The 26,723-nt window shown below is 72.6% G+C and carries 27 protein-coding genes and 1 pseudogene; 14 read left to right on the plus strand and 14 right to left on the minus strand.

The features are described from left to right. The 4 genes from KBY19_RS30460 to KBY19_RS30475 all read right to left on the minus strand — a co-directional run. A partial coding sequence (locus tag KBY19_RS30460) for an L-aspartate oxidase (protein WP_247691592.1) occupies nt 1–1,367 on the minus strand: 1,367 nt, incomplete at its 3' end. Beyond that, complete coding sequence (panC, locus tag KBY19_RS30465; RefSeq protein ID WP_099883319.1) at nt 1,364–2,230, minus strand: pantoate--beta-alanine ligase; 867 nt, start codon at nt 2,228–2,230, stop codon at nt 1,364–1,366. The genes KBY19_RS30460 and panC, both read right to left, overlap by 4 nt. Further along, the gene (locus tag KBY19_RS30470; RefSeq protein ID WP_099883318.1) at nt 2,227–3,285 is read right to left on the minus strand and encodes a Rossmann-like and DUF2520 domain-containing protein; all 1,059 of its coding nucleotides are present in this window, start codon (nt 3,283–3,285) and stop codon (nt 2,227–2,229) included. The genes panC and KBY19_RS30470 overlap by 4 nt, the downstream gene beginning before the upstream one ends. Before the next feature lie 65 nt (nt 3,286–3,350). Continuing rightward, the gene (locus KBY19_RS30475; RefSeq protein WP_210967145.1) at nt 3,351–3,551 is read right to left on the minus strand and encodes a hypothetical protein; all 201 of its coding nucleotides are present in this window, start codon (nt 3,549–3,551) and stop codon (nt 3,351–3,353) included. 168 nt (nt 3,552–3,719) lie between these two features. On the opposite strand from KBY19_RS30475, the gene KBY19_RS30480 reads away from it, so the two are divergent. Continuing rightward, on the plus strand, nt 3,720–4,841 hold the full coding sequence (locus KBY19_RS30480; protein WP_185017813.1) for a DUF5937 family protein: 1,122 nt from the start codon (nt 3,720–3,722) through the stop codon (nt 4,839–4,841). Here KBY19_RS30480 and KBY19_RS30485 read toward each other — a convergent pair. Together KBY19_RS30485 and KBY19_RS30490 are read right to left on the minus strand one after the other, a co-directional pair. Continuing rightward, complete coding sequence (locus KBY19_RS30485; protein WP_099883316.1) at nt 4,838–5,515, minus strand: response regulator transcription factor; 678 nt, start codon at nt 5,513–5,515, stop codon at nt 4,838–4,840. The genes KBY19_RS30480 and KBY19_RS30485 overlap by 4 nt on opposite strands. Nucleotides 5,516–5,567: 52 nt before the next feature. Further along, nucleotides 5,568–6,812, minus strand: a complete 1,245-nt coding sequence (locus KBY19_RS30490; RefSeq protein WP_099883315.1) for a sensor histidine kinase — start codon at nt 6,810–6,812, stop codon at nt 5,568–5,570. Nucleotides 6,813–6,997: 185 nt separating this feature from the next. On the opposite strand from KBY19_RS30490, the gene KBY19_RS30495 reads away from it, so the two are divergent. Together KBY19_RS30495 and KBY19_RS30500 are read left to right on the plus strand one after the other, a co-directional pair. Next, complete coding sequence (locus KBY19_RS30495) at nt 6,998–8,044, plus strand: SAM-dependent methyltransferase (protein ID WP_185017812.1); 1,047 nt, start codon at nt 6,998–7,000, stop codon at nt 8,042–8,044. 131 nt (nt 8,045–8,175) lie between these two features. Then, nucleotides 8,176–9,567 (plus strand): NAD(P)/FAD-dependent oxidoreductase, encoded by a 1,392-nt coding sequence (locus tag KBY19_RS30500; protein WP_210967146.1) that lies wholly within the window; start codon nt 8,176–8,178, stop codon nt 9,565–9,567. Nucleotides 9,568–9,582: 15 nt separating this feature from the next. On the opposite strand, the gene KBY19_RS30505 is transcribed toward KBY19_RS30500, so the two are convergent. Further along, a complete protein-coding gene (locus KBY19_RS30505) occupies nt 9,583–10,764 on the minus strand; it encodes an ABC transporter ATP-binding protein (protein ID WP_210957435.1) in 1,182 nt (393 codons plus the stop codon). 228 nt (nt 10,765–10,992) lie between these two features. Here KBY19_RS30505 and KBY19_RS30510 point away from each other — a divergent pair, with 228 nt between their 5' ends. From KBY19_RS30510 to KBY19_RS30525, 4 genes are read left to right on the plus strand one after another with little or no spacing between them, the layout of a single operon-like run. Further along, nucleotides 10,993–11,754, plus strand: coding sequence for an ABC transporter permease (locus KBY19_RS30510; protein ID WP_185017810.1), 762 nt, complete (start codon nt 10,993–10,995; stop codon nt 11,752–11,754). 5 nt (nt 11,755–11,759) lie between these two features. Beyond that, nucleotides 11,760–12,449: an ABC transporter permease gene (locus KBY19_RS30515; protein WP_099883310.1), complete on the plus strand. Its 690-nt coding sequence runs from the start codon at nt 11,760–11,762 to the stop codon at nt 12,447–12,449. Between the two features lie 37 nt (nt 12,450–12,486). Beyond that, entirely contained in the window at nt 12,487–13,521 is a 1,035-nt protein-coding gene (locus KBY19_RS30520; protein ID WP_247691593.1) for an ABC transporter substrate-binding protein, read from the plus strand. A gap of 51 nt (nt 13,522–13,572) precedes the next feature. Beyond that, nucleotides 13,573–14,514, plus strand: coding sequence for a hypothetical protein (locus KBY19_RS30525; protein ID WP_210967147.1), 942 nt, complete (start codon nt 13,573–13,575; stop codon nt 14,512–14,514). A gap of 135 nt (nt 14,515–14,649) precedes the next feature. Here the strand turns inward: KBY19_RS30525 and KBY19_RS30530 are convergent, their stop codons facing one another. Then, complete coding sequence (locus tag KBY19_RS30530) at nt 14,650–15,807, minus strand: NADH-quinone oxidoreductase subunit D (RefSeq protein ID WP_099883308.1); 1,158 nt, start codon at nt 15,805–15,807, stop codon at nt 14,650–14,652. 61 nt (nt 15,808–15,868) lie between these two features. Between KBY19_RS30530 and KBY19_RS30535 the strand changes: the two genes are divergently transcribed. From KBY19_RS30535 to KBY19_RS30565, 7 genes are all read left to right on the plus strand, one after another. Next, the gene (locus tag KBY19_RS30535) at nt 15,869–16,366 is read left to right on the plus strand and encodes a PH domain-containing protein (RefSeq protein WP_185017809.1); all 498 of its coding nucleotides are present in this window, start codon (nt 15,869–15,871) and stop codon (nt 16,364–16,366) included. Nucleotides 16,367–16,401: 35 nt separating this feature from the next. Further along, on the plus strand, nt 16,402–17,790 hold the full coding sequence (locus KBY19_RS30540; RefSeq protein WP_247691597.1) for a PH domain-containing protein: 1,389 nt from the start codon (nt 16,402–16,404) through the stop codon (nt 17,788–17,790). A 127-nt stretch (nt 17,791–17,917) separates the two neighbouring features. Next, nucleotides 17,918–18,853 (plus strand): dihydropteroate synthase, encoded by a 936-nt coding sequence (gene folP / locus KBY19_RS30545; protein WP_210967149.1) that lies wholly within the window; start codon nt 17,918–17,920, stop codon nt 18,851–18,853. Further along, the gene (locus KBY19_RS30550) at nt 18,850–19,386 is read left to right on the plus strand and encodes a nuclear transport factor 2 family protein (RefSeq protein ID WP_099883304.1); all 537 of its coding nucleotides are present in this window, start codon (nt 18,850–18,852) and stop codon (nt 19,384–19,386) included. Before folP ends, KBY19_RS30550 begins: the two co-directional genes overlap by 4 nt. Before the next feature lie 259 nt (nt 19,387–19,645). Beyond that, nucleotides 19,646–20,005, plus strand: coding sequence for a dihydroneopterin aldolase (folB, locus tag KBY19_RS30555; protein ID WP_099883303.1), 360 nt, complete (start codon nt 19,646–19,648; stop codon nt 20,003–20,005). Continuing rightward, the gene (folK, locus tag KBY19_RS30560; RefSeq protein WP_099883302.1) at nt 20,002–20,598 is read left to right on the plus strand and encodes a 2-amino-4-hydroxy-6-hydroxymethyldihydropteridine diphosphokinase; all 597 of its coding nucleotides are present in this window, start codon (nt 20,002–20,004) and stop codon (nt 20,596–20,598) included. Before folB ends, folK begins: the two co-directional genes overlap by 4 nt. A 112-nt stretch (nt 20,599–20,710) precedes the next feature. Next, nucleotides 20,711–21,199, plus strand: coding sequence for a DUF3180 domain-containing protein (locus tag KBY19_RS30565; protein ID WP_099883301.1), 489 nt, complete (start codon nt 20,711–20,713; stop codon nt 21,197–21,199). Between the two features lie 18 nt (nt 21,200–21,217). Here KBY19_RS30565 and KBY19_RS36980 read toward each other — a convergent pair whose 3' ends face one another. From KBY19_RS36980 to tilS, 6 genes and pseudogenes are all read right to left on the minus strand, one after another. Then, nucleotides 21,218–21,604 carry a hypothetical protein gene (locus tag KBY19_RS36980; protein WP_247691594.1) on the minus strand — a complete coding sequence of 129 codons (387 nt, stop codon included), beginning with the start codon at nt 21,602–21,604 and terminating at the stop codon, nt 21,218–21,220. Between the two features lie 132 nt (nt 21,605–21,736). Beyond that, nucleotides 21,737–21,970 (minus strand): hypothetical protein, encoded by a 234-nt coding sequence (locus KBY19_RS36985; RefSeq protein ID WP_247691595.1) that lies wholly within the window; start codon nt 21,968–21,970, stop codon nt 21,737–21,739. 67 nt (nt 21,971–22,037) lie between these two features. Next, the gene (folE, locus tag KBY19_RS30575; protein WP_099883300.1) at nt 22,038–22,643 is read right to left on the minus strand and encodes a GTP cyclohydrolase I FolE; all 606 of its coding nucleotides are present in this window, start codon (nt 22,641–22,643) and stop codon (nt 22,038–22,040) included. A gap of 167 nt (nt 22,644–22,810) precedes the next feature. Continuing rightward, nucleotides 22,811–24,832: an ATP-dependent zinc metalloprotease FtsH gene (ftsH, locus tag KBY19_RS30580; protein ID WP_099883299.1), complete on the minus strand. Its 2,022-nt coding sequence runs from the start codon at nt 24,830–24,832 to the stop codon at nt 22,811–22,813. Nucleotides 24,833–25,014: 182 nt separating this feature from the next. Then, nucleotides 25,015–25,554: a hypoxanthine phosphoribosyltransferase gene (gene hpt, locus KBY19_RS30585; protein WP_099883298.1), complete on the minus strand. Its 540-nt coding sequence runs from the start codon at nt 25,552–25,554 to the stop codon at nt 25,015–25,017. 100 nt (nt 25,555–25,654) lie between these two features. Then, a pseudogene (gene tilS / locus KBY19_RS30590) lies at nt 25,655–26,602 on the minus strand (tRNA lysidine(34) synthetase TilS); the annotation flags it as partial. Between the last annotated feature and the right edge of the window lie 121 nt (nt 26,603–26,723).

The following is a 26,723-nucleotide window of genomic DNA, read 5'->3' on the forward strand; positions in this document are numbered from 1 at the left end:
CCGCCGACGGCCGCGCCGTTGCCGACCGTGCCGCTGCCGACCGCGCCGTCGCCGGCCACGGGGCCGGGAGGCGTCCGCACGGAGGCGAGCACCGAGGCGGCGATCCGCTCCGCGAAGACCAGGCCCTCCAGCAGGCTGTTCGACGCCAGCCGGTTGGCGCCGTGCACACCGGTGCAGGCGACCTCCCCGCAGGCGTAGAGGCCGGGGACCGTGGTGCGCCCGGACAGGTCCGTGCGGACACCGCCGCTGGCGTAGTGGGCGGCGGGGGCGACCGGGATCGGCCGGGTGACCGGGTCGATGCCGTGGGCGCGGCAGGCGGCCAGGATGGTGGGGAAGCGGGCCTCCCACATGGCGGCGCCGAAGTGCCGGGCGTCCAGATACATGTGGTCGGTGCCCTGCTCCGCCGCGCGCCGCATGATGCCCTTGGCGACGATGTCGCGCGGCGCCAGCTCGGCGAGGGGGTGGGCGCCCTGCATGAAGCGGACCCCGGCGGCGTCGACCAGGTGGGCGCCCTCGCCGCGTACCGCCTCGGAGATGAGCGGCTGTTGGCCCTCCGCGTCGGGGCCGAGGTAGAGCACCGTCGGGTGGAACTGGACGAACTCCAGGTCCGAGACCTCCGCGCCGGCCCGCAGGGCGAGAGCGACGCCGTCGCCGGTGGAGACCGCCGGATTGGTCGTCGCGGCGAAGACCTGGCCCATGCCGCCGGTGGCCAGTACGACGGCGGGCGCACGGACGGCGCCGACGCCGTCGTGCTGGCCCTCGCCCATGACGTGCAGCGTGACGCCCGCCGTACGGCCGTCGGCGTCCTTGAGCAGGTCGAGGACGAGTGCGTTCTCGACGGTGCGGATACCCCGGTCGCGCACGGCGTCGACCAGGGCGCGGGAGATCTCGGCGCCGGTCGCGTCACCGCCCGCATGGGCGATGCGGTTGCGGTGGTGGCCGCCCTCGCGGGTCAGGGCGATCTCGCCGGTCTCGGCGGAGAGGTCGAAAGCGGCGCCCGCCGCGATGAGCCGCCGTACGGCAGCGGGGCCCTCGGTGACCAGCGTGCGGACCGCGTCCTCGTCGCACAGCCCGGCGCCCGCCTCCAGCGTGTCGTCGAGATGCTGTTCGGGGCTGTCGCCCTCGCCCAGCGCCGCCGCGATACCGCCCTGGGCCCAGCGGGTGGACCCCGCGTTCAGCCGGGCCTTGGTGACCACGACGGTACGAGCGCCGCCTGCCGAGCAGTTCAGCGCGGCCGTCAGTCCCGCGACACCGGAGCCGACGACGACCACGTCGGCGTCGATCGTCCAGCCCGGCGCGGGCGCGGGCAGCGCGCTGCCGGCTATGCCGGGTCCGACGGGTTCGCAGGTCCGGCCGTGGGCGGTCATCGCGCTTCTCCGAAGTGCAGGGGGACGTTGTCGATCAGCCGGGTCGCACCCGCGCGGGCCGCGACGGCGAGGACCGCGGCACCGCGCCAGGCGTCGTCGGTGATCTCGGCGAAGCCCTCGGGATCGACCAGCGCCACATAGTCCACGTCCAGGCCGTCGTGCCCGGCGGCGGACTCCAGCACCTGCCGTGCGGCGGCAAGGACCGCCGCCGGGCCCCGCGGCACGGCCTGCTCACCGGCGCGCAGGGCGCGGGAGAGGGCGAGGCCACTGGCGCGCTCGCCCTCTCCCAGATAGCGGTTGCGGCTGGAGAGGGCGAGACCGTCGTCCTCCCGGACGGTGGGGACGGCGACGATCTCCACGGGGAAGTTCAGATCCCGCACCATGCGGCGGACGAGGGCGAGCTGCTGTGCGTCCTTCTGCCCGAAGAACGCCGCGTCCGGTGCCGTGAGGTGCAGCAGCTTGGCGACGACGGTGAGCATCCCGTCGAAGTGCCCGGGGCGGAACGCGCCCTCCAGCACGGCGCCCATCGGCCCCGCGGAGATCCGTACCTGGGGCTCGCCACCCGGGTAGACCTCGGCCACGGACGGCGCGAAGACCACGTCCGCGCCCTCCTTGCCGGCGATCTCCAGATCGGCGTCCAGGGTGCGCGGGTAGCGGTCCAGATCCTCACCCGCGCCGAACTGGAGCGGGTTGACGAAGACGGTGACGACGACCTGTCCCTCGGGGCCCACCCGCTCGCGCGCGGCACGCACCAGCGCGGCGTGGCCCTCGTGCAGGGCGCCCATGGTCATGACGACGGCGCGCGCCCGCCCGCGGGGAAGGGCGCGCAGCTCGGCCGCCGTACCGACGACTCGCGGCGTCATGCGCCCGCCTCCCCGTCCTCGTCGCCGCCGGCGGCGTCACCGTCACCGCCGCCGGCGCCGTCGTGGCCGGTGGCGGAGGGGCGGTCGTCCGGGCTGCTGCCGCCGGGCGTGCTCGCCGCCGCGAGGACGTCCAGCAGCGCCTCGGCGGGCTCCGGCCTGAGCAGGCCGTGCGCGAGCGCGCGGTCGGCGGTGGCGCGGGCCATCGCGAGATAGCCGTCCACCGTCTCCGGAGCGCTGCGGCGCAGCTCGGCGACGTGTGCGGCGACGGTGCCCGCGTCGCCGCGCGCCACCGGGCCGGTCAATGCGGCGTCGCCGGAGCGCAGGGCGTTGTCCAGGGCGGCGCCCAGCAGCGGGCCGAGCATCCGGTCGGGGGCCTGCACACCGGTGGCGCGCAGCAGGTCCATCGACTGGTTGACGAGGGTGACCAGGTGGTTGGCGCCGATGGCCAGGGCCGCGTGGTAGAGCGGGCGGGCCTGTTCGGCGACCCACTCCGGCTCGCCACCCATCTCGATGACGAGGGCCTCGGCCGCCAGCCGCAGCTCGTCGGGCGCCGTCACCCCGAACGCGCAGCCGGCCAGCCGCTGCACGTCCACGGCGGTACCGGTGAACGTCATCACCGGATGCAGCGCGAGCGGCAGCGCCCCGGCACGCAGCGCGGGCTCCAGCACCGAGATACCGAACCGGCCGGAGGTGTGCACCATCAGCTGCCCGGGGCGGACGGCGCCGGTCCGAGCCAGCCCGGACACCAGATCCGGCAGCGCGTCGTCGGGCACGGTCAGCAGGACGAGCTCGGAGCGGGCCAGCACCTGCGCCGGGTCCATCAGCGGCACGCCGGGCAGCAGCTCGGCCGCGCGGCGCCGGGAGGCGTCCGAGACGCCGGAGGCCGCCACCGGGCGGTGCCCGGCCAGCCGCAGCGCCGCCGCCAGCGCCGGGCCGACCCGGCCGGCGCCGACGACACCGACGGACAGCCGCGCCGGGCGGTCCTCGGCCCGTGCCGGGCCCGATGGATCGGGCCCCGGCGGGCCGCCCGCGGGGTGGGATGGGTGTGCGTTCACGAAAGTGGCCTTCCGTATGCGTTCCGGTCCGCTCAGTTGCCGGTACCGGACGAGACCACGCCATGCTAAGCCCTCCGCGCGCGTCGGCGCGGGGTCCGGGTGCCGGTCCCCCGCGCGGTCGGGCCGAGCTGGTCGCGCGCCTCCTTGCGGGCCACCCACCACGCCCACAGGAGCTTCGCCTCGTGGCTGCCGGGGGCCGGGGGCGGCGCCTGCTGCTGGGAGCCGAGCCGCCAGGTGTCCAATGCGTACTGCTCAGTGATGCTCATGTGGACGACAGTGCGACGCACAGCGCACAGGAGCACGCGAATTGACGGGGCTGGTCAATCCACCCCCTCCCGATTGACCAGCCTCGTCAATCGGGGAAGACACCGGGCCGGGGCCGGACCGGATCCGGAGCGGAAAATGGCGCTTGACCAGCGAGGCAGTATGGGGACATGAGCGTCACCATCGACATAGCGGGACTGCCGCAGGAGCGCATCGTCTTCGCCCCCTCGCCGCTGGCGGAACTGGGCACCGCGCTGCACACCCTGTCCGAGCCCGGGCACCACCCCGGGGCGCACGGCTGGGCGACCGCGATCAACGCCTCCCTCAAGCCGGACCTGGCCGACCGGCTGTGCGAGGGCGACTTCCTGTGGCGTACGACGTTCTCCGACATCCTGATGGGCTTCGCCGGGCTACGGGACGCCTCCGTACAGCCCGGTGCGACGCTCACCGAGGACCTGGACCTGCTCGACAAGCTGGACGACGAGCAGTTCGTCACGGCCGCGCTGGAGTTCACCTGCGGCGCCGAGTACACGTCCGAGGCGATGCCCTCGCCGCTGTCCGACGCGGCGCTGCGGGAGCGCGCCGTCGAACTGGCGTCCGCGCGCGGACCGCAGCAGCGACGGTTCACCCAGCGGCTGCTGGACGATCCGCCCGCCGTGCGGGCCTGGATGCGGCGCCTGTTCGAGGACTGCGAGCAGGCGTTCTTCGCCGACACCTGGAAGCGGGTGCGCGGCCAGCTGACCGCTGACGCACGGGAAAAGAGCGAACTGCTGCGTCGCCGAGGGCTGGCGGCGACCCTGGAGGCGGTCTCACCGGCGCTCTCGACCGACGAGCGGTGCTCGGTCATCTCCGTGGACAAGCTCGTCAGCGCGCGCGCCACAGCCGTGGACCCCGCGGTCGGCCCAGGAGTGACGTTCATCCCGTCCGTCCACCAGTGGCCGCATCTGCTGGTGCTGCACCGGCCCGGCTGGCGGCCTGTCGTGCACTACCCGCTGGCGGCGCGCGAGGTGCCGGGGGCACTCTCCGTCGAGCAGTTCCAGCTGCGGATGGAGGCACTGGCGCACCCCATGCGGATGCTGCTGTGCCGGAGTCTGGCGCGGGGCCCCTACACCACCTCGGAGCTGGCCGACCACTACTCGACCAGCTCCCCGGAGGTCTCCCGGCACCTGTCCGTGCTGAAGAAGGCCGGGCTGATCACCGCACGACGGCGCGGGCGCTATGTGCAGTACCAGCTCGACCTGAAGACGGTGGGACGGCTGGGCAGCGACTTCCTGGAGACGGTCCTGCGCTAACTTCCCGCCCGCACCAGTCCCGTCTCGTACGCCAGCACCACCGCCTGCACCCGGTCCCGCAGCCCCAGCTTGGCCAGGATCCGGCCCACATGCGTCTTCACCGTCGCCTCGGAGAGCACCAGCCGGGCGGCGATCTCGCCGTTGGAGAGGCCCTGCGCGATCAGGGTGAGGACCTCGCGCTCGCGCTCGGTGAGGCGGCGCAGCTCCTTGGCCACCGGTTCCGAGGCGGTGGCCGGCAGCACGGAGGAGAACCGGTCGATCAGTCGCCGGGTGGTGCTGGGCGCCACCACGGCATCGCCGCTGTGCACGGCACGGATGGCGGCCAGCAGATCGCCGGGCGGCACGTCCTTGAGCATGAACCCGCTCGCCCCGGCCTTGAGCGCGGAGAAGGCGTACTCGTCCAGGTCGAACGTGGTCAGGATCAGCACCTTGGGGCTGCCCGGCCCGCCCTCGCCGCCCTCGCAGATCCGCCGGGTGGCCTCCACCCCGTCGACGTTGGGCATCCGTACGTCCATCAGCACCACGTCCACCGGCGTCTCGCGCAGCACCGCCAGCGCCTCCGCGCCGTCGCTCGCCTCCGCCGCGACCTCCATGTCCTGCTGGGCGGTCAGCACCATACGGAACCCGGTGCGCAGCAGCGCCTGGTCGTCGACGAGCATCACACGGATGGTCATGTGGGGTCCTTCTCGAGTAGGCCGAAGATCGAAGACGGGTCGCGGTGGGGCCTCAGTCTGCGCCCTTGAGGGGAAGGGCCGCGCGGATGCGGAAACCACCGCCGGAGCGGGGCCCGGCCTCCAGCGCGCCGCCGACCATGCCGACCCGCTCCCGCATCCCGATCAGGCCGTGTCCGAGGCCGTCGGCCCCGCCTCCCTCGTACAGCTCGTGCTGGGCGCCGCGGCCGTCGTCCTCGGCCAGTACGCACAGCTCGCCGTCGCCGTAGCACAGATGCACCGTGGCACCCACGTCCGGGCCGCCGTGCTTGCGGGTGTTGGTGAGCGCTTCCTGGACGATGCGGTACGCGGTCAGCTCGACGCTGCTGGGCAGCGGATGCGGGTCGCCCTGCACCTTGAAGTCCACCGTCAGACCGGCGCCGCGCACCTGCTCGACGAGATCGGCTATCTGCTCGACACCCGGCTGCGGCACGTACTCGTCCCCGTCCCGCTTGCCGGCGTCGCCGCTGCGCAGCACGCCCAGCAGACGGCGCATCTCGGCGAGTGCCTGACGACCGGTCCCCGAGATGGTCTCCAGCGCCATCCGCGTCTGCTCGGGCGAGCTGTCCAGCACATAGGCGGCGCCGTCGGCCTGGACGACCATCACGGACACGTTGTGCGCCACCACGTCGTGCAGCTCGCGGGCGATCCGGGCACGCTCCGCGGCGACGGCCACCTTGGCCTGCGCCTCGCGCTCCTTCTCCAGCCGCTTGGCGCGCTCCTCCAGCTGCAGGTAGTAGGCGCGCCGGGTGCGCAGTGAGTCGCCGAGCACCCAGGCCATCACGAACGCCAGCGTCATGAAGAGCGTGCCGAAGATCTCGGCCGACACACTCTCGTTCGGCTGGTCGGGCCAGCGCAGCGTGTCGATGGTGGGGGCCAGCAGAGCGCCCGCCAGCGCGAAGCGGGAGGCCCAGCGGGTGTGCCGGGAGGCGACGGTGAAGATGATGACCAGGAAGGCGAAGTTTCCCGGGAAGGGGCCGACGTCGCAGATCAGCTGGGCGACGCCCGTGCCCGTCGCCAGCAGGAGCATCTTCTCCGGTGCCCGCCGCCGCAGCGCCACCACGAGGCTCAGGGCGAGGGCTATCGGGATCATGGCTATCTGCTGGCCGGTCTCGTGCGGCAGCGGCGCCGGGTCCCGGGGGGAGGGGGGCGCGGTGAAGGCGGCGATGATCCACGCCGACGACAGCATCAGCAGGAACCCAGCCCAGAGGCTGTCCACCCAGGTGGGGTGCCTGCGTATGAAGTCGTAGAGCCGGTTCACGTAACTAAGCGTATGCAGGTCGAGTACGTGCAGGGGTCAACCGGACGGCCGATCCCTGGCTGCCGCGCATACTCCGGAAGGTGGAGGGTGGGGGTCCGCACCAACGGTGAGACCGGCCCGGCGGCGCGGCCAGGCGAGCACCGTGCGGCCGTGACCACGGCGCGGGGCATGAAACGGTGAGGCCCATGAGCTCCGAGCCGCCCGGGTGGCGCACGGCCACCGAACGCGCACTGTACGGGCCGCACGGCTTCTACTCCCACCGGACGCCGGCGGCGCACTTCCGCACCTCCGTGCACGCCTCCGCGCTCTTCGCGGAGGCGGTGGCACGCCTCCTGCTGCGGGTGGACGAGGCCCTGGGCCACCCCGAGCCGCTGGACCTGGTGGACGTCGGGGCCGGCGAGGGGGAGCTGCTGACCGGTGTGCTGGCGGCGCTGTGGGAGCGGGAGGCGGCCGGTGCCGAGGTGGTGGGCCGGCTGCGTCCGCTCGCCGTCGAGCGCCGGGAGCGGCCCGCAGGGCTGGACCCGGCGATCGGCTGGCAGCACGAGCTGCCCGGGCCGAAAGCGCTGAGGGGCCTGCTGTTCGCCAACGAGTGGCTGGACAACGTGCCCGTGGACGTCGCCGAGAACGACGCGGCGGGCACCGCGCGGCTGGTGCTGGTGGAGCCGGACGGCACCGAGCGGCTCGGGCCCCCGGTGGCGGACGACGACGCCGCGTGGCTCACCCGCTGGTGGCCGCTGGAAGGCGCGGGCGAGAGCGCACGGGCCGAGATCGGGCACCCGCGCGACGCCGCGTGGGCGCGGGCGGCGAGCGCCCTGCACCGGGGGGTGGCCGTCGCCGTCGACTACGGGCACGAGCAGGCGGCCCGGCCGCCCTTCGGGACCCTCACCGGCTTCCGGGACGGCCACGAGTGCCGCCCGGTACCGGACGGCTCCTGCGATCTGACCTCGCACGTGGCCCTCGACGCGGTGGCCGCGGCCGCGCCCGGCGCCACCACGCTGCTGACCCAGCGGGCGGCGCTGCGTGCGCTGGGCGTGACAGGACGCCGCCCCGCGCTCTCGCTGGCCGGCAGCGACCCCGCGGCGTATGTGCGGGAGTTGAGCGCGGCCGGCGAGGCCGCGGAGCTGCTGGACGCCGGGGGCCTGGGCGGTTTCGGCTGGCTGGTGTGCGAGGTGGGGTGCGAGACGGGGTTCGAGGTGGAAGGCGCGTACGGGCCGGCGCCGGGGCTGCCGTAGGGCGTGGCCACCGGGACCGGCGTGCGGGATGCTCCCGGCGGCGGTGGCTCTTATGCTCGCCGCAGGGCGTGGCACGGTCCGACGCGGGGCGGTGGCATCCGGCCGGGCCCACGATCGAGGAGGCCGGGCGTATGGCGCGGGAGTGCGATGTCGTCGTGCTGGGGATGGGCCCCGGCGGCGAGGCGGTGGCGGGGCAGCTGGCCGAGGCGGGCCTGGACGTGGTGGGCGTCGAGGCCGAACTGCTGGGCGGCGAGTGCCCGTACTGGGCCTGTGTGCCCAGCAAGATGATGGTCCGGGCCGGCAATCTGCTCGCCGAGGCGCGGCGGGTGCCCGGCATGGCGGGCAGCACCCGGGTGGAGCCGGACTTCACTCCCGTCCATGTACGCATCCGGGACGAGGCGACGGCCGACTGGGACGACACCGCGGCAGTCGAGCGGTTCACCGGCCAGGGCGGCCACTTCGTACGCGGTCGCGGCAGGTTCACCGGGCAGGGCCGGGTGGAGGTCGAGAGCGGGACGGGGCGGGAGACGTTCACCGCGCGACGCGGTGTCGTCCTGGCGACCGGCAGCGGCCCCGCGGTGCCGCCGGTCTCCGGCCTCGACCAGGTGCCGTACTGGACGAACCGGGAGGCCGTCTCCGCCGCCGAGGCCCCGGCCTCGCTGCTGGTGCTGGGCGCGGGCGCGGTGGGGGTCGAACTCGCCCAGGCCTACGCCCGGTTCGGCACCCGGGTCACCCTCGTCGAGGCGTCCGCACGAGTCGTCTCGGTGGAGGAGCCGGAGGCCGGTGACCTGCTGCTGCGGGTGCTGCGCGAGGAGGGCCTGACCGTACGGACCGACGCGCGTGCCAAGGCCGCGCGGTACGCGGACGGCGTCTTCACCCTCACCCTGGAGGACGGTGCGGAACTGTCCGCCGAACGGCTGCTGGTGGCCACCGGGCGGCGGCCCCGGCTGGACGCGCTGGACCGGGAGGCGCTGGGCCTGGCGCAGGACGCCCGCCGGGTGGAGGTGGACGCGCACCTGCGGGCCGCACCCGGCGTGTGGGCCGTCGGCGACCTGGTCGGCGAGGGCGCCTTCACCCATGTGGCGGTCTACCAGGCACAAGTGGCCGCACGCGCCATCCTCGCCGAGGCGGGGCTGGGCGAGCCCGGTCCCGGCGCCGACTACCGCGCGGTGCCCCATGTGACCTTCACCGACCCGGAGATCGGCTCCGTCGGGCTGACCGAGGCCAGGGCACGCGAGCGGGGGCTGACCGTACGCACCGGGCTGGCCCAGCTGCCCGCCGGGGTCCGCGGCTGGATCCACAAGGCGGGCAACGAGGGCCTGGTCAAACTGGTGGAGGACGCGGACCGCGGCATCCTGGTGGGCGCGACGGCGGCCGGGCCGATGGGCGGCGAGGTGCTGTACGGGCTCGCTGTCGCGGTCCGCGCGGCGGTGCCCACCGCGACGCTGCGCGACATGATGTACGCCTTCCCCACCTTCCACCGCAGCGTCCTGGAAGCGCTGAACGACCTCGCCGCCGACTGAGCAGGGCCCGCTGCCTCAGGAGCTCTCGATCGTCTCCAGCTCGACGTCCTGGCGGGCCACCGCGCGGGCGTCCGCGTCGACCGAACGCCGCAGCGCCTCGTGCAGCTTGGCCGGGGTGAGGACGCCGACGAACCGGTCCGACTTGTCCAGCACGGCGATCCAGCCGGCGTCCTGCTGGAGCATCGTGCTGAACGCCTGCTTGAGTGAGGAGCCCAGCGGCAGCCACGCCTCCATGCGCCGCGCGTGGTCGCCGACCGTGCCCGAGCCGTCCGCGTCGCGGACCGCCGCCTCGGCGAGGGCGGCGGCGGAGACCCAGCCGTGCAGTTCGTCGGCGCCGTCCAGCACGACGGCCCAGCGGGCGCCGTCGGTCGCCATCCGCGCGGTCGCCTCGGACAGCCCGTCGCTCAGATGCAGGGTCGGCGGCTGCTCCAGATCGCCGGTCTCTATCGGGGTGACCGACAGCCGCTTGAGGCCGCGGTCGGCGCCGACGAAGTCGGCCACGTACGGGGAGGCGGGAGCGCCCAGCACGGTGGCGGGCGAGTCGAACTGCTCGATGCGGCCCTCTCCGTAGACGGCGATGCGGTCGCCGAGGCGGACGGCCTCCTCGATGTCATGGGTGACGAACAGCACTGTTTTGTGCAGCCGCGACTGGAGCCGCAGGAACTCGTTCTGCAGGTGCTCGCGCACCACGGGGTCGACGGCGCCGAAGGGTTCGTCCATCAGCAGCACGGGCGGGTCGGCCGCCAGCGCACGGGCGACGCCGACGCGCTGCCGCTGACCGCCGCTGAGCTGCTCGGGGTAGCGGTCGCCGTACACGTCCGGGTCCAGGCCCACCAGGTCCAGCAGCTCCCGGGCGCGTTCGCGCCTACGGGCCTTGGACCAGCCCAGCAGGTGCGGGACGGTGGCGGTGTTGTCCAGCACGGTGCGGTGCGGGAAGAGCCCGGTCTGCTGGATGACGTAGCCCATTCGGCGGCGCAGCTCGACCGGTTCGGCGCGGGCGATGTCCGCACCGTCGACCAGGATGCGTCCCTCGGTCGGCTCGATGAGCCGGTTGACCATCTTCATCGTGGTGGTCTTGCCGCAGCCCGAAGGGCCGACGAGAGTGACCAGTTCCCCCTCGGCCACCTCGAAGGAGAGCCCCTCCACGGCGACGGTCCCGTCGGGGTAGCGCTTGGCCACGTTCTCGAAGCGAATCATCTGCCCCATCCTCGTCTCCGGCCGGTACGCCCGGCTCTCCGGTTGTTCCGGGCGTACCGCACACCGAAACACGCGCCACCGACAATCCTCGGCCCAGAGGATGAACGGTGTGCTTCCGGGGTACTGCACTGCGGACCGATTGTCAGTCCGCCGGGATAGGGTCGGCCGTCGTCGTTGCATGACGCCCGGACCTAGTCGAGGACCGTACGGCGCAGGGAGGTGACCGGTATGAGCAGCGCGGCGGCAGGCGGCCCGCAGGGCTGCCTCGCGCAGAACGAGTGGCTGTGCGGGGAGTATGTGCGCACCCGGCAGAGCGAACTGCTCGACGCGACCGTGGAGCACATCTGGATCACCGCGCTCTCCATCGCCATCGCACTGCTGCTCGCCCTGCCGCTGGCGGTGGCGGCCCGGCGCTGGCGAGCGGCACGCGCCCCGGCGCTGGCGGTGACGACGATCCTCTACACGGTCCCCTCGCTGGCGATGTTCGCGCTGCTGCTGCCCGTCTTCGGACTGTCGGCCGCCGTAGTGGTGACAGGGCTGGTGCTGTACTCCCTCACGGTGCTGGTGCGCAACATCCTGGCGGGTCTCGACGCGGTGCCGGGCGAGGCCCGGGAGGCCGCGCGAGGCATGGGGTACGGCTCGGGAAGGCTGCTGTTCGAGGTGGAGCTGCCGCTGGCGCTGCCCGCGCTGCTGGCGGGCGTACGGATCGCCACGGTCACCGCGGTGTCGTTGACCACGGTCGGCGCGATCGTCGGTTACGGCGGGCTGGGCAATCTCATCTACGACGGTATGGAGAGCTTCTTCAAGGCACAGGTGCTGACGGCCTCGGCCATCTGCGTCGTGCTGGCGGTCGTCGCCGATCTGCTGCTGCTGTGGCTCCAGCGGGTGCTGACGCCCTGGACCCGCGCGCGTACCCGCAAGCGCGCCGTACGCGGCCCGTCGGCACCGACCGCCGCCTCCACACACGACCTGGTGGGGAAGGCGGGCTGAGCGGCATGGGCATCCTCACCGACGTATGGACCTGGCTGACGACGGGCTCCCACTGGACGGGCGACGGCGGCGTGCTCCAACGCCTGGGCGAGCACATCTATCTGACGGGTGTGTGTCTGCTGCTCTCCTGCGCGCTGGCGCTCCCGCTCGCGCTGTGGCTCGGCCATGTGGGGCGGGGCGGCGCACTGGCGGTGAACCTCTCCAACGCGGGCCGCGCCGTGCCCACCTTCGCCGTGCTGGTGCTGCTGTCGATGGGCCCGCTGGGCAGGTACGGCGACTGGGCGACGATCGTGGCGCTGGTGCTGTTCGCGCTGCCGCCCCTGCTGACCAACGCCTACACCGGAGTGCGCGAGGCCGACCGGGAGGTCGTCGAGGCGGCCCGGGGCATGGGGATGACAGGCGTGCAGCTGCTGCGCCAGGTCGAACTCCCCCTCGCCCTTCCGCTGATCATGACCGGGGTCCAGACCGCCGCGGTGCAGCTCGTCGCCACGGCGACGCTCGCCGCGCTGCCGGGCGGCGGCGGTCTCGGCCGGCTGATCACGGCCGGGTTCGGCAACTACGACACACCGCAGGTGGTCGCGGGCGCGCTGCTCGTGGCCGTCCTGGCGCTGCTGGTCGAGCGCACCCTGACCCTCGCCGAACGACTCCTGGATCCGATGCGGCGTCGGCCCGCCCGCAGCCCGGCGCCCACCTGACGGCCCCACCACGAACCACACCTGGACGAATGGACGCATGATGGCCCCCTACCGCACCTCCCGGAGCGCGCACCCCACCGCCGCGCAGCACGACCCGACCGGGCAGCACACCACCACCGGGCGCAGAGCGGTCACCCGGCGCGCCCTCGCCGCCGGCGGTGCCGTCACCGCACTGGCGCTCTCGCTGGCCGCCTGCGGCGGCAACGACCTGGAGAAGGAGGACGCCGGCTCCGGCGGCGGCAAGGGCAGCCTGGTCGTCGGCTCGGCGGGCTTCACCGAGTCGCAGATCCTCTCCGAGCTCTACGCCGGAGTGCTGTCCGAGGCGGGCTACAAGACCAGCGTCAAGAAGGTCAAGAACCGCGAGCTGTACGCACCCGAGCTGGAAAAGGGCCGCATCGACGTCGTACCGGAGTACGCCGCGACGATGGCGGAGTTCCTCAACGCCAAGAAGAACGGCCCCAAGGCGAAGCCAGTCGCCTCCAGCGACGCGGACGAGACCGTCGAGGCGCTGCGCAAGCTGGCCGGCCCGCGCGGGCTGAAGGTGCTGGAGGCCGGTGACGCGGTGGACCAGAACGCCTTCGCGGTCTCGAAGGACTACGCCGACAAGCACGACCTCAAGACCCTCAGCGACCTGGGCGAATCCAAGCAGCGCGTCACCATCGCCGCGGGCGACGAGTGCGAGACCCGCCCGTTCTGCCGGCCGGGGCTGGAGAAGACCTACGGGATCGACGTCAAGGGCATCGATCCCAAGGGCGTCGGCACCAGCCAGTCCAAGCAGGCCGTCAAGGACGGCAAGGACCAGCTGGTGCTGACGACCACCACGGACGCCACCCTCGACCAGTTCGGCCTGGTGCTGCTCAAGGACGACAAGAAGCTCCAGAACGCGGACAACATCGTGCCGGTCGTCAACGCGAAGGACGCGGGCGGCAAGAAGGTCGCCGAGGCGCTCGGCAAGCTCACCCGCACCCTCACCACCAAGGACCTGACCGAGCTCAACCGCAAGGTCGACCAGGACCGCGAGAAGCCCGCGGACGTGGCCGAGGACTACCTCAAGAGCAAGGGACTCGCATGACACGGTTCGTCCGGTGTCGTCCCCGCAGCGGCACACGGTAAATTCCCAGCCATGCCACGTGGACGTCATCGCCATTCCCCGCCGCTGCACCGCCGCCTCCCTCCGGTGTCCGTGGCGGCGGCCGCGCTGGCCTGCGCCGGTGGCGCCTGGCTGATCGGTGAGCCGGGCGTCGCCGACTGGGAGACGGTCACGCTGCGCGCGCTCGCCGCGGCAGCGGCGGCCGCCGCCGTCACCGGTGCCGTGCTGCTGCGCCGCTGGGACCGCGCGGCGGGCAAACAGGTCGGCGACCTCAAGGCGCAGCTGGCCAGCTCGGCCTGGCGGGCCGAGGAGAAGCAGGCGGAGCTGGAGGGCGAGGCCGAGGAGCTGCGCGAGGCCCGCACCAAGCTGGACGGCAAGCTCCGCGAGAAGCGTGCCGAGCTGGCCCGGCTGCGCTCCGAACACGCCGATCTGCTGCGCCGCTACGCCAACGCCGAGACGGAGCGGGCCAGTGCCCTGGAGGGGCGCAGACAGCTGGAGCTGGAGGCGGGCACCACGGGCCTGGCCAAGGCGCTCACCACCTCGGCCACCGACCACCGGCACAGCTCCGGGGCACCGACGCCGCTGACCTACCGGCAGGCGAACGAGGCCCTGGACGCGCTGGCCCGCAGCGCGGTGCGGCAGCGTGCGGAGGAGCGGCTGCGGGCCAGCCGGGCAGCCGCTGTCGTGCCGCCGCAGGCGCAGCCGCGCACGCGGGCGGAGGGTGAGCGGCCGGCCGGGCAGGAGAAGACCGACCCCTCCGGCCCGGAGGCCCCCGGATCGGTCACCACCGGATCGGGCATGGCCGGTCCGGCCGCCATCGGACCGGGCGCCACCGGCTCGGGAGACGCCAGGAGCGACGTGAGCGGGTCCAGCGCCTCGGGGTCGCCGGACGGCAGCGACGGCGACGGCGGTGGCGCGGACGGCGGCTTCGACTTCTTCGGCCGCAGCAAGCGCAAGGCACGCTCGTCGACCTGACGGCGCCCTGACGGGACTGCAGCCCGACGGGACAGCGGGGCCGGCGGCGGGACCGGGACCCCGCTCGGCCCCGGTCGGGCCCGCGCCCATGTGTCGCTGTCGGCCCACGAGGCACTGTCGGCCTACTTGGTCGGCCTACTTGTCGATGTCGCCCACCACGAAGAAGAACGACCCCAGGATGGCGACCATGTCCGCGACCAGCGTCCCGGGCAGCAGCTGGGTCAGCGCCTGGATGTTGTTGAAGGAGGCCGAGCGCAGCTTGAGCCGGTGGGGCGTCTTCTCGCCCTTGGAGACCAGGTAGTAGCCGTTGAGGCCCAGCGGGTTCTCCGTCCAGGTGTAGGTGGCGCCCTCCGGGGCCTTGAGCACCTTCGGCAGCCGCTGGTTGACGGGGCCGGGCGGCAGCTGGGCGAGCCGGTCCAGACAGGCGTCGGCCAGGTCAAGGGAGTTGTGCGTCTGGTCGAGCAGCACCTCGAAGCGGGCCAGGCAGTCGCCCTCCTGCCGGGTGCTCACCCGCAGCACGTCGGCCAGCTCGCCGTAGGCGAGGTACGGCTCGTCGCGGCGCAGGTCGAAATCGACGCCGGACGCCCGGGCGATCGGCCCGCTCACCCCGTACGCGTGCACCAGTTCGGGGCTCAGGACGCCGACGTCCCGGGTGCGGCCCCGGAAGATCTCGTTGCCGAGCACCAGTTTGTCGAAGGTGTCCATCCGGCTGCGGACGGCCGCCACCGCCTGCCTGGCCCGGTCCCGCCAGCCCGCCGGGAGGTCGTCCTTGAGACCGCCGACACGGTTGAACATGTAGTGCATCCGGCCGCCGGAGACCTCCTCCATCACGTTCTGCAGCTCCTCGCGCTCCCGGAAGGAGTGGAAGACCGGCGTGATGCCGCCCAGCTCCAGCGGATAGGAGCCCAGGAACATCAGATGGTTGAGCGCCCGGTTCAGCTCGGCGAGCAGGGTGCGGGTCCACACCGCGCGTTCGGGCACCTCCATGCCGAGCATCCGCTCGACGCCGAGCACCACGCCCAGCTCGTTGGAGAACGCCGACAGCCAGTCGTGGCGGTTGGCGAGCACGATGATCTGGCGGTAGTCGCGCGCCTCGAAGAGCTTCTCCGCGCCCCGGTGCATATAGCCGACCACCGGCTCGGCATGCTCGATCCGCTCACCGTCCAGAACCAGCCGCAGCCGCAGCACGCCGTGCGTGGACGGGTGCTGCGGGCCGATGTTGAGCACCATGTCGGTGCTCTCCGCGGCACCGCCGATACCGACGGTCGTCTCCGTCTGAGTCATGACGCTCATCCTGTCAGCTTCCTCCTTCAGACGGACAAGGCCTCCTGCCGCCCGCTCGTACGCTGAACACATGACCGACCCCACATCGGCGGAACCGACCGGGCCGGGCCCCGAATGGCGCGGCGTCGAGCGGGCGCTGCTGCCGCTGCGCAGACTCGTGCTGCTGGGCTGGCTGCTGCCGCTCGCCGTGGCGCTGGGAGCCCTGCTCGCACTGACGGCGGGCCCGGTCTGGGCGCTGTTCGCGCTGCTGCCGCTGGTGCCGGCCGGTTGGGGTTGGGGCGCGCTGGCCCGCAACTGGCGCTCGTGGCGGTACGCGGAGCGCGCCGACGACCTGCTCATCTCGCACGGCGTGCTGTGGCGCGAGACGACGGTGGTGCCGTACGGGCGGATGCAGCTGGTCGAGGTGACCTCGGGGCCGCTGGAGCGGCGCTACGGGCTGGCCAGCCTCCAGCTGCACACGGCCGCCGCGACCACCGACGCCACCATTCCGGGGCTGGCCCCCGCGGAGGCCGAACGGCTGCGTGACCGGCTCACCGAGCTGGGCGAGGCCCGTTCGGCGGGGCTGTGACCGCGGATCGGCCGAACACCGCCGGGCCGCGCTTCCTGCCGCGCCGGCCCGAGGGCAACCGGCTGCACCCGATCACGCCCTGGCGGCGGGCCTGGGCGCCGCTCGCCGCACTGCTGGCCTTCGCCGCGCACGACTTCCGGCAGGCCCGCGAGTGGTCCGAGCAGCTGACCGCGGGCTGGGTGGGGCTGGGCCTGCTGGTACTGCTGCCGGTGGCCGCCGGCTACGGCTTCCTGTCCTGGTGGTGCACCAGCTACCTGGTCACCGAGACCGAGCTACGCATCCACACCGGGCTGCTGTTCCGCCGCGCCGCGCACATCCGGCTGGACCGTATCCAGGCCGTCGACATCTCCCGTCCGCTGCTCGCCCGGGTCGTCGGCGTGGCCAAGCTGAAGCTGGACGCGGTCGGCACCGACACCAAGGACGAACTGGCCTACCTCGGTGAACCGCAGGCCGTCGCCCTGCGCGCCGAGCTGCTGGCCCGGGCGGCGGGCATCGCGCCCGACGCCGCTCCCGAGGCGGGGGAGGCGCCCTCCCGGGAGCTGCTGCGGGTCCCGGCACGCACCTTGATCGCCAGCGTGCTGCTGCTGGGCGCCGGATGGGGGACGCTGGCCGCGCTGCTCGCCGTACCGACGCTGCTGTGGCTGGCGACGGAGAACGTGTGGACGGTGCTGGCGGCGGCCGTACCCCTGGCGGGCGGCTGCTGGGCCGCGAGCGCCGGGCGGGTCGTCCGCGAGTTCGACTGGACCGTGGCCGAGTCCCCGGACGGGCTGCGGCTCGACTCGGGCCTGCTGGACCGGCGGCACGCGACGGTACCGCCCGGTCGGGTGCAGGCCGTACGGATCGTCGAGCCGCTGCTGTGGCGGCGGCGCGGCTGGGTGCGGGTCGATCTGGAGATCGCCGGCGTCGGCAAGGACGACGACGGGGACGGCGTGCTCGTGCCCGTCGCGACCTGGCAGGACGCCCTGGACGTGCTCACCCGGGCACTGCCCGGGGTCGATCCGGACGCCGCCGTCGCCGCGCTCACCCCCGCGCCCCGGCGGGCACGCTGGTGCGCCCCGATGGTCCGGCGCGGCTACGGGCACGGGGTGACCCCAGGCGCCTTCGTCACCCGCGAGGGACTGGTCACCCGGCGCACCACGCTGGTCCCGCACGCCAAGGTGCTCAGCGTGCGCTACTCCCAGGGCCCCTGGGAGCGCCGGCACCGCCTGGCCGACGTCAGCGTGGACCACGGCGCCGACGGGGCCACGACGGCAAGGCTCCGCGACGCGGACGAGGCCCTCGCCCTCCTGGAGGCCCAGGCCGACCGCTCCCGCACGGGCCGCCGCACCGCGCTCCCCGACCGCTGGCTGACCGCCCCGGAGTACGGGAGAGCCGCCCCGGAGCACGGGAGAGGCACCCCGGAGCACGGGAGAGGCACCCCGTAAGAGGCACCCGTAACGGGCCCCTGCGGCGGCGCGAGGAGGGCCGGTGAGGGGAGGGATCCCTGCCGGGACGGTGCGGCCACCAGGTGGCGGTCCCGCCCCGCGAAGGCGTGGCGCCTACCCTGGGCGCATGGGTGCGAGAACGCGTGGCCGCGTGGACGGCCTCCCCGAGTGGGACCGCTGCGCTGTGATGGGTGTGGTCAATGTGACCCCCGACTCGTTCTCGGACGGGGGGCGATGGTTCGACACCGAGGCCGCGATCAAACATGGACTCGACCTGGTGGCACAGGGCGCCGACCTCGTGGACGTCGGCGGTGAGTCCACCCGCCCGGGTGCGGCACGGGTCGGCGAGGACGAGGAGCTGCGGCGCGTGCTGCCCGTGGTCCGCGGGCTGGCCGGTGAGGGCGTCGTCGTCAGCGTCGACACCATGCGGGCCTCGGTCGCGGCCCAGGCCGTGGCGGCGGGCGCCGTCCTGGTCAACGACGTGAGCGGAGGCCAGGCCGACCCGGAGATGGTGCCCGCCGTCGCCGAGGCGGGCGTCCCGTTCGTGGTGATGCACTGGCGCGGCCAGAGCATCGACATGAACAACCGCGCCGTCTACACCGATGTCGTCGGCGAAGTCCTCGCCGAACTGACCGAGTCGGTCCACCGCGCCGTCGAGGGCGGTATCGACCCGGCCCGCATCGTGGTCGACCCCGGCCTCGGGTTCGCCAAGCGCGCCGAACACGATCTCGCCCTGATCGCGGCGCTGCCCCGGCTGACCGCCGAACTGGGCCACCCGATGCTGGTCGCCGCCTCCCGCAAGCGGTTCCTGGGCCGGGTGCTGGCCGACGAGAAGGGCGCTCCCCCACCGCCCGCCCGCGAGCGCGACGCCGCCACGGCAGCCGTGACGACGCTGGCGGCCCGCGAGGGCGCCTGGGCCGTACGCGTCCACGAGGTACGGGCCAGCGCGGACGCCGTCCGGGTCGTACATGCCGTCCGGTCGGCCGCCGAAGCCCTGCCCGCCCTCCCCCAGCCGACGATCACCCAGGCAAAGACACCGGCAGAGACAGAGGCAGCGACGTGAGCGGCGCCCGTACGGACATCGAGGCGGTCGAGGCCGCCAACACCGCCCTCTACGACGCGGTGGAACGCGGCGACATCGAAGCCCTCTCCCGGATGTGGCTGGGAGAGGAGTCCGACGATCCGGCCGACCCGGAAGGCGGCGAGGGCGAACACGGCGTCCGCGTCGTCCACCCCGGCTGGCCGGTGCTCACCGGGCGCGGCGAGGTGCTGCGCTCGTACGCCCTGATCATGGCCAACACCGAGTACGTCCAGTTCTTCCTGACCGATGTGGAGATCTCCGTACTCGGCGACACGGCCCTGGTCAGCTGCACGGAGAACATCCTCAGCGGCGGCCCCGCCGAGGCGGACGGCTCCGCGGGGCCACTGGTCGGCGGGCTGGTGGTGGCCACCAACCTCTTCCGCCGCACCGAGGACGGCGAGTGGAAGCTGTGGTCGCACCACGGCTCGCCGGTCCTGGTCGAGCAGGACGACGAGGACGGGGACGGCCCCGGCGAGGGCGAAGGCGACCTCGGCCAGGGCGACATCGAGCTGTAGCCCCGCCCGCACCCCGCCCCCGGTTCGGCCCCGGACCGGGGTGAGGTGCGGCAGCTCCGCCTGAGGAGCACTCGATCAGGGACGGGGCCGGGAATGCGCGAGTGACCCCGGGCGCTGTGGGGTAGGCGGCGGCGCGAGCCGCTGAGCACGGCGGGTAGATTCGATCCGGTGCCGCCGGCGGCTGCACCGTGTTCGTGTCCGAATTCGTATTCCTATCCGTATTCGTGTCCGTGTCCGTACGACCGACGGGAGTGATGGCGTGGATCGCGTCGCACTGCGCGGCCTCGCAGCGCGTGGGCATCACGGCGTGTTCGCAAGGGAACGCGAGGAAGGACAGACCTTCGTCGTGGACCTCGACATGGGCCTCGACACGCGACCGGCCGCCGAAGGCGACGACCTGTCCCGTACGGTCCATTACGGCGTCGTCGCCGAGGAGGTGGTGGCGGTCATCGAGGGTGAGCCCGTCGACCTGATCGAGACGCTCGCCCAGCGGATCGCCGACACCTGCCTGCGGCACGAGGCCGTGCACGAGGTCGAGGTGGTCGTCCACAAGCCGGACGCGCCGATCGCCGTCCCCTTCGAAGACGTGACCATCACTATCAAGCGGAGCCGCGCATGACGCCGAACAGTGACCCGACCGTACAGCCGGTGCCCGCCTCCGTGGTGCAGCAGGTGGACGCCGCCGACACGACCCTGCACAACCCGAAGACCGCCGTCCTGTCGATCGGCAGCAACCTCGGCAACCGCCTGGAGTCGCTGCAGAGCGCCGTCGACGCGCTCGCCGACACCCCCGGTCTGAAGGTCACGGCCGTCTCGCCGGTCTACGAGACGGAACCATGGGGCGTCGCACCGGACAGCCAGCCGTCCTACTTCAACGCCGTCGTCGTCGTACGGACCACCTTGCCGCCCGGCTCCCTCCTCGAACGCGGCCACGCCATCGAGGAGGCACTGGAGCGGGTACGCGAGGAGCGCTGGGGACCGCGCCCCATCGATGTCGACATCGTCGCCTACCAGGGCGTCGTCTCCGACGACCCCCAGCTCACCCTCCCCCACCCGCGGGCGCACGAGCGGGCCTTCGTCCTCGTCCCATGGCGCGACGTCGACCCCGCGGCCGAGGTCCCGGGACACGGCAGCGTCGAGGAACTGCTGGCCGAACTCGGCACCGAGGGCATCACCGCCCGCCCCGACCTGGAACTCAGCCTGCACGCCTGAGCGTTGCACGGTCCGTGCCCCCCTTCCCACCGCGGCCCATGGCGCTGTTCCCGCTTCGCCCCGGCTTTCCCCCCACCCGACGCCCGGACCGCACCCCCGAGGTGGAAACCCGATGAACCAACTCCGTATCCGCACCCTGGCGGCGGTCTTCGTCGTCGCCGGGATCCTCTCCTGGAGCGGAGCGCGACTGTGGGACGCGCTGGGCACGCTGCCGGGGGTGCCCTTCGCCGCTCCCGTCGTGCTCGGCGCCATCGCCGCCGTCCTGCTGGCCACCGCGCTCTCGCTGCGCGCCCGGCTGAAGGCCCAGCGGGAGCGCGAGCCGGGCGCCAAGGGCGTCGATCCGATGATGGCCGCCCGCGCCGTCCTCTTCGGCCAGGCCAGCGCCCTGGTCGCCGCCCTGGTCTCGGGCATGTACGGCGGTACGGCGCTCTTCCTGATCACCGAACGCGCCGACATCCCGGCCCGCGCCTCCCAGGCCCTCTACGCGGGCCTCGCCGTGGTGGCCGGCATCGCCGTCATAGCGGCAGCCGTCCTCCTCGAACGCATCTGCCGCCTCCCCGAGGACGACGACGAGAACAACCCCCCCACAGCCGCAGCCTGACCGCCGCCCGGGATCCGGTCACACCGCGCCACAGAGGTGTCCGTTCACCAGAAAGTGCCGGTGAGGCTGCAGCCGGAAGCCGTAGAGCGTGAACGGCTTGGCCCCGCTCGCCCGTCGCGGCCTGACCGCCCGGACCCGTACCCACTCCCTCTCGTCCAGTGGGAGCGGATGCTGCTCGGGGACGAACGTCCCCCGAGCAGCCCATCTGTCGATGACGCACAGATGCGAGGCGAGCCCCTGGGAGGCAGGAGTGAACCGGGCGCCGATGACAGAAGCCAGCTCCCGAAGAAACGGCACATTGGCGCTGACCAGCGTTCTCCCATGCCAACGTGGCATCCGGTAGCCGTCGCCGTCCGCGTAGCCGTCGAGAAAGCCGTCGAACGTCTCCCGGTCGCGCGGCACCACGCGCGCAAACGCCTGCCGAAAGGTGGTGCGGATCCCCTCCCACATACTGTCGGACGAGGTCGGCCAGGCAGAAGGAGACCACCCTGACCCGGAAGCCGGGCACATCCCGCTGCAGATCGCCGGAAGGGCGTGTCACCGCTTCGAGTCGGGCGGGCAGGCCCACAGCGGCGCGGAGGCTTTCGGCACAGCGGGTCGCGAAGGCTCCGTCGTTGACGTGTGATCCGTGGTGACGGTGACCAACTCCCGTTCCTTGCGCACGGTCACCGAGCTGACCACTGACCGGATCGAGGAGGAGCCCTCCAGCGTCCACAGTTGGTCACCGACGGCCACGTTCCGGGCGCGCACCCGCCCATCGACCGCGTTCACGGTCTGCCTGCTCGGTAATCCTCCGCCCATGGCAAGAGCCTAGGTACGGACCGGGCGCGGGCGGACCCTACTTGGCCAGGATCAGGCTCATGGCCTCGGCCCGGGTCGTCGCGTCGCGGAGCTGACCGCGGACCGCGGAGGTCGTGGTCTTGGCTCCGGGCTTGCGGACGCCACGGACGGACATGCACATGTGCTCGCACTCGATGACCACGATGACGCCGCGGGGCTCCAGGATCTGCATCAGCGAGTCGGCGATCTGCGTCGTCAGGCGCTCTTGCACCTGCGGACGGCGGGCGAAGACCTCGACCAGGCGGGCGAGCTTGGACAAACCCGTGATCTTGCCACTGGCGGACGGGATGTAGCCGACGTGTGCGACGCCGTGGAACGGCAGCAGGTGGTGTTCACACTGGCTGACGACTTCTATCTCCTTGACCAGGACCATCTCGTCGTGGCCCAGGTCGAACGTCGTCGTCAGCACGTCCTCGGGGCGCTGGTGCAAGCCCGCAAACATCTCCCGGTAGGCACGTGCCACCCGTGCCGGGGTCTCCAGGAGTCCTTCGCGGTCGGGGTCCTCGCCCACGGCGATCAGCAGTTCGCGTACCGCGTTCTCGGCGCGCTTCTCGTCGAACGTGCCTATCGGGCTCTCCCCGTCCAGGGTCACCGGGTCGGTCATCTGGTCCTCGTTCCTCGACTTGCACAGCCGTCGAGCCCGCACGGTCCGTACGGTCCGTGACTGACTCGACGCTGTCGCGTACACAGCGGAAAGCCGCGCCCCTCGAAGGTAACCCGAGGGACGCGGCTGACATTCCGCGGCGGGGAGGCTACCCCGCCGACCTGCGGTTATCCGTTCTCCGGGTCCACCGGCTCGACGATGGCGTCCGAGTCGCGGGGGCCGATCTCCTTGCCGAGGTTCGGGTTGGAGTTGCCGTTGGTCAGCGCCGCGGGCGGGGCCGACACCGGGGGCCGGGTGGACGGGGTGCGCCGCGAGGAGCCGGTCCAGGCCGGACGCGCCGGCCGCTTGACGACAGGGGTGAAGATCTCGGCGATCTCCTCCTTGTTCAGCGTCTCCTTCTCCAGCAGGGCCAGGACGAGGTTGTCGAGGACGTCGCGGTTCTCCACCAGGATTTCCCAGGCTTCGTTGTGCGCCGTCTCGATCAGTTTCTTGACCTCCTCGTCCACCAGTCCGGCGACTTCCTCGGAGTAGTCCCGCTGGTGGGCCATCTCCTTGCCCAGGAAGGGCTCGGACTGGTCGGAGCCGAACTTGATGGCGCCCAGCCGCTCGGTCATGCCGTACTGGGTGACCATGGCCCGCGCGGTGGCCGTCGCCTTCTCGATGTCGTTGGCGGCGCCCGTGGTCGGGTCGTGGAAGACCAGTTCCTCGGCCGCCCGGCCGCCCATCATGTAGGCGAGCTGGTCGAGCATCTCGTTCCGGGTGGTGGAGTACTTGTCCTCGTCGGGCAGCACCATGGTGTAGCCGAGCGCCCGGCCTCTGGAGAGGATGGTGATCTTGTGGACCGGATCGGAGTTGGGTGAGGCCGCCGCGACCAGGGCGTGTCCGCCCTCGTGATACGCGGTGATCTTCTTCTCCTTGTCGCTCATGATCCGGGTCCGCTTCTGCGGTCCGGCCACGACGCGGTCGATCGCCTCGTCCAGGGACTTGTTGTCGATCAGCTTCTGGTCGCTGCGCGCCGAGAGCAGCGCGGCCTCGTTCAGCACGTTGCTCAGGTCGGCGCCGGTGAAGCCCGGAGTGCGGCGGGCGACCGCGCTCAGGTCCACGTCCTGCGCCATCGGCTTGCCCTTCTGGTGCACCTGGAGGATTTCCAGGCGACCCTGCATGTCGGGGCGGTCGACGGCGATCTGCCGGTCGAAGCGGCCCGGCCGCAGCAGCGCCGGGTCGAGGATGTCGGGCCGGTTGGTGGCGGCGATCAGGATGACGCCGCCCTTCACATCGAAGCCGTCCATCTCGACCAGCAGCTGGTTGAGGGTCTGCTCGCGCTCGTCGTGGCCGCCGCCCATGCCGGCGCCGCGGTGGCGGCCGACGGCGTCGATCTCGTCGACGAAGACGATGGCCGGGGCGTTCGACTTGGCCTGCTCGAACAGGTCGCGCACCCGGGAGGCGCCGACACCGACGAACATCTCGACGAAGTCGGAGCCGGAGATCGAGTAGAAGGGCACCCCTGCCTCGCCCGCTACGGCGCGGGCCAGCAGTGTCTTACCGGTGCCGGGCGGGCCGTAGAGCAGCACGCCCTTGGGGATCTTGGCGCCGACGGCCTGGAACTTCGCGGGTTCCTGCAGGAACTCCTTGATCTCCTGGAGCTCCTCCACGGCCTCGTCGGAGCCGGCCACGTCGGAGAAGGTCGTCTTCGGGGTGTCCTTGGTGATGAGCTTGGCCTTGGACTTCCCGAAGTTCATGACCCGGGAGCCGCCGCCCTGCATCTGGTTCATCAGGAACAGGAAGACGACGATGATCAGCACGAACGGCAGCAGGGTCAGCAGCATCCCGACGAACGGGTTCTGCTTCTGCGGCGCGACCGTGTACCCCTTGGGGATCTCCTTCTGGTCGTACTTCTGCTGAAGCTCCTTGGCGATGTCGACGCCCTGGTCGTCGATGTAGCTCGCCTTGATCTTGTCGCTGTCCTCGACCTTGGCGCCGTCCTTGAGCTCGAGCTTGACGATCTGCTCGTCGCCCGTGGTGAGCTCTGCGGACTTCACCTTGTCCTGTCGGATCGCCTGTACGACCTGGCCGGTGTCCACCGTCTTGAAGCCGCCGGACGAGCCGACGACCTGCATCAACACGACCACGGCAAGGACGGCCAGCACGATCCACATGACCGGCCCGCGGAAGTATCGCTTCACGTCCATCCATACGGAGCGCGTGCGCCCCGTCCCTCCTGCCACAGTGAGTTGAAAAGCCTGACCTTCGGACGGTACCCCAGCATTGTCACCCGGCGCCGCCGAGGACGGTCAACTACACCGCCCTCCGTTGCTGCAACGAGGGGCACCGGCCCTGTGTTCCCGGCCCGCACGCCCGTACGCCCGCGGATTCAGCCGCCGTAGACGTGCGGGGCCAGTGTGCCGACGAACGGCAGGTTCCGATACCGCTCGGCGTAGTCGAGCCCGTAGCCGACGACGAATTCGTTGGGGATGTCGAACCCGACCCACTTCACGTCGATCGCCACCTTGGCGGCGTCCGGCTTGCGCAGCAGTGTGCACACGTTGAGGGAGGCCGGCTCGCGGGAGCCGAGGTTGGACAGCAGCCAGGACAGCGTCAGCCCGGAGTCGATGATGTCCTCGACGATCAGGACGTGCTTGCCCTTGATGTCGGTGTCCAGGTCCTTGAGGATCCGCACCACACCGGAGGACTGGGTTCCGGCGCCGTAGGAGGACACCGCCATCCAGTCCATGGTCGCCGGGGTGGACAGGGCCCGTGCCAGGTCCGCCATCACCATGACGGCGCCCTTGAGCACCCCGACCAGCAGCACATCCTTGCCCGCGTACTCCGCGTCGATCCCCGCGGCCAGCTCGGCCAGCTTCGCGTCGATCTCTTCCTTGCTGACCAGCACCGACTGCAGGTCGGTGCCCATGTCTTTCTCGTCCACCCGTGCTGCTCTCGCTCGTCGCGGTCCGGTCGGCAGGGCCGCCGTTCGGCGCTCCGGCCCGCCCCGGTCGGTACCGGGGCGCCGGTCAGTTCGGTGAGCCGTGCCGGATGACCAGTCTGCCACCCTGCCGTGCGACCTCCACACGCCCGGGGAGGTTGAGGGCCCGCTGGCCCCGCCAGGCGGTGATGAGGCGGTCCATCTCCTCGATGTGCCGGGCGAACAGCGACCCGGCCGGTGAGCCGGCCTCGATCGCGGCCCGGCGCAGCACCCGCCGCCGCACCGCGGGGGGCAGCGCGTAGAGCCGGACGACGTCGAGTTCGACGGTCCCGTCGGCGCCGGGCGTGGCGTGCGCGCCGTCCGACCGGGTGCCGGGGCGGCCGGGCTGGGGGGAGCCGTCGGCCTGGTCCGGCACCCCGGCCTCGTCGGCGGCCGTGCTGCCGGGGGTGCGCACCACGGCGCGTTCGGCCTCGTCGGTCCAGGCGTCGAGCGCGTCCGCGTCGTCCCGGGACAGCTGTGCCGTACGGGCCAGCGCCTCGATGACGCCCTTGCCGAGCGCCTTCTCCAGTGCGGGCAGCGCCTCGTGGCGGACGCGGGAGCGGGTGTAGGCGGGGTCGGTGTTGTGCGGGTCGTCCCAGACGGGGAGGGACTGGACCATGCACGCCTTGCGGGTGGTCTGCCGGTCGATGGCCAGGAACGGGCGGCGGTAGCGTCCGCCGGGCCCGGAGACCGCGGCCATGCCGGACAGGGAGCGGGTGCCGGAGCCGCGGGCGAGGCCGAGCAGCACCGTTTCCGCCTGGTCGTCGCGGGTGTGCCCGAGCAGCACGGCAGCCGCGCCGTGCCGTTCGGCGACGGCGTCCAGCGCGGCGTAGCGGGCCTCGCGGGCTGCCGCCTCGGGGCCGGTGTTGGTCCGTCCCACCTGGATGGCGATCGACTCGACGGGGGTCAGGCCGAGGCCGGTGAGGCGGTCGGCGACGTCCTGGGCGCGTTCGGCGGAGCCGGGCTGCAGGCCGTGGTCGACCGTGACGCCTCCGGCCCCGGCCGCCCGAGCCGGGCCGCGGTCGCGACCGCGAGATTCCAGTCGACCATCTGTGCACCACCGAGGCTCGTCATTCTTTCACCGTACGTGCAGCGCGCGCGCCGTGGGAGGTGACCGG

Source organism: Streptomyces sp. B15, assembly GCF_018070605.1.
Taxonomy (GTDB): domain Bacteria; phylum Actinomycetota; class Actinomycetes; order Streptomycetales; family Streptomycetaceae; genus Streptomyces; species Streptomyces smyrnaeus.

Coding starts and splice junctions, on each gene's coding strand:
- folK (WP_099883302.1), top strand. CDS start 20,002: ATGACGCCGAACAGTGACCCGACCGTACAGCCGGTGCCCGCCTCCGTG.
- KBY19_RS30475 (WP_210967145.1), bottom strand. CDS start 3,551: ATGAGCATCACTGAGCAGTACGCATTGGACACCTGGCGGCTCGGCTCC.
- KBY19_RS30480 (WP_185017813.1), top strand. CDS start 3,720: ATGAGCGTCACCATCGACATAGCGGGACTGCCGCAGGAGCGCATCGTC.
- KBY19_RS30535 (WP_185017809.1), top strand. CDS start 15,869: ATGACCGACCCCACATCGGCGGAACCGACCGGGCCGGGCCCCGAATGG.
- folP (WP_210967149.1), top strand. CDS start 17,918: ATGGGTGCGAGAACGCGTGGCCGCGTGGACGGCCTCCCCGAGTGGGAC.
- ftsH (WP_099883299.1), bottom strand. CDS start 24,832: ATGGACGTGAAGCGATACTTCCGCGGGCCGGTCATGTGGATCGTGCTG.
- KBY19_RS30500 (WP_210967146.1), top strand. CDS start 8,176: ATGGCGCGGGAGTGCGATGTCGTCGTGCTGGGGATGGGCCCCGGCGGC.
- hpt (WP_099883298.1), bottom strand. CDS start 25,554: ATGGGCACCGACCTGCAGTCGGTGCTGGTCAGCAAGGAAGAGATCGAC.
- KBY19_RS30485 (WP_099883316.1), bottom strand. CDS start 5,515: ATGACCATCCGTGTGATGCTCGTCGACGACCAGGCGCTGCTGCGCACC.
- KBY19_RS30525 (WP_210967147.1), top strand. CDS start 13,573: ATGCCACGTGGACGTCATCGCCATTCCCCGCCGCTGCACCGCCGCCTC.
- KBY19_RS30505 (WP_210957435.1), bottom strand. CDS start 10,764: ATGATTCGCTTCGAGAACGTGGCCAAGCGCTACCCCGACGGGACCGTC.
- KBY19_RS30520 (WP_247691593.1), top strand. CDS start 12,487: ATGATGGCCCCCTACCGCACCTCCCGGAGCGCGCACCCCACCGCCGCG.
- KBY19_RS30515 (WP_099883310.1), top strand. CDS start 11,760: ATGGGCATCCTCACCGACGTATGGACCTGGCTGACGACGGGCTCCCAC.
- KBY19_RS30565 (WP_099883301.1), top strand. CDS start 20,711: ATGAACCAACTCCGTATCCGCACCCTGGCGGCGGTCTTCGTCGTCGCC.
- panC (WP_099883319.1), bottom strand. CDS start 2,230: ATGACGCCGCGAGTCGTCGGTACGGCGGCCGAGCTGCGCGCCCTTCCC.
- KBY19_RS30530 (WP_099883308.1), bottom strand. CDS start 15,807: ATGAGCGTCATGACTCAGACGGAGACGACCGTCGGTATCGGCGGTGCC.
- folE (WP_099883300.1), bottom strand. CDS start 22,643: ATGACCGACCCGGTGACCCTGGACGGGGAGAGCCCGATAGGCACGTTC.
- KBY19_RS30510 (WP_185017810.1), top strand. CDS start 10,993: ATGAGCAGCGCGGCGGCAGGCGGCCCGCAGGGCTGCCTCGCGCAGAAC.
- KBY19_RS30495 (WP_185017812.1), top strand. CDS start 6,998: ATGAGCTCCGAGCCGCCCGGGTGGCGCACGGCCACCGAACGCGCACTG.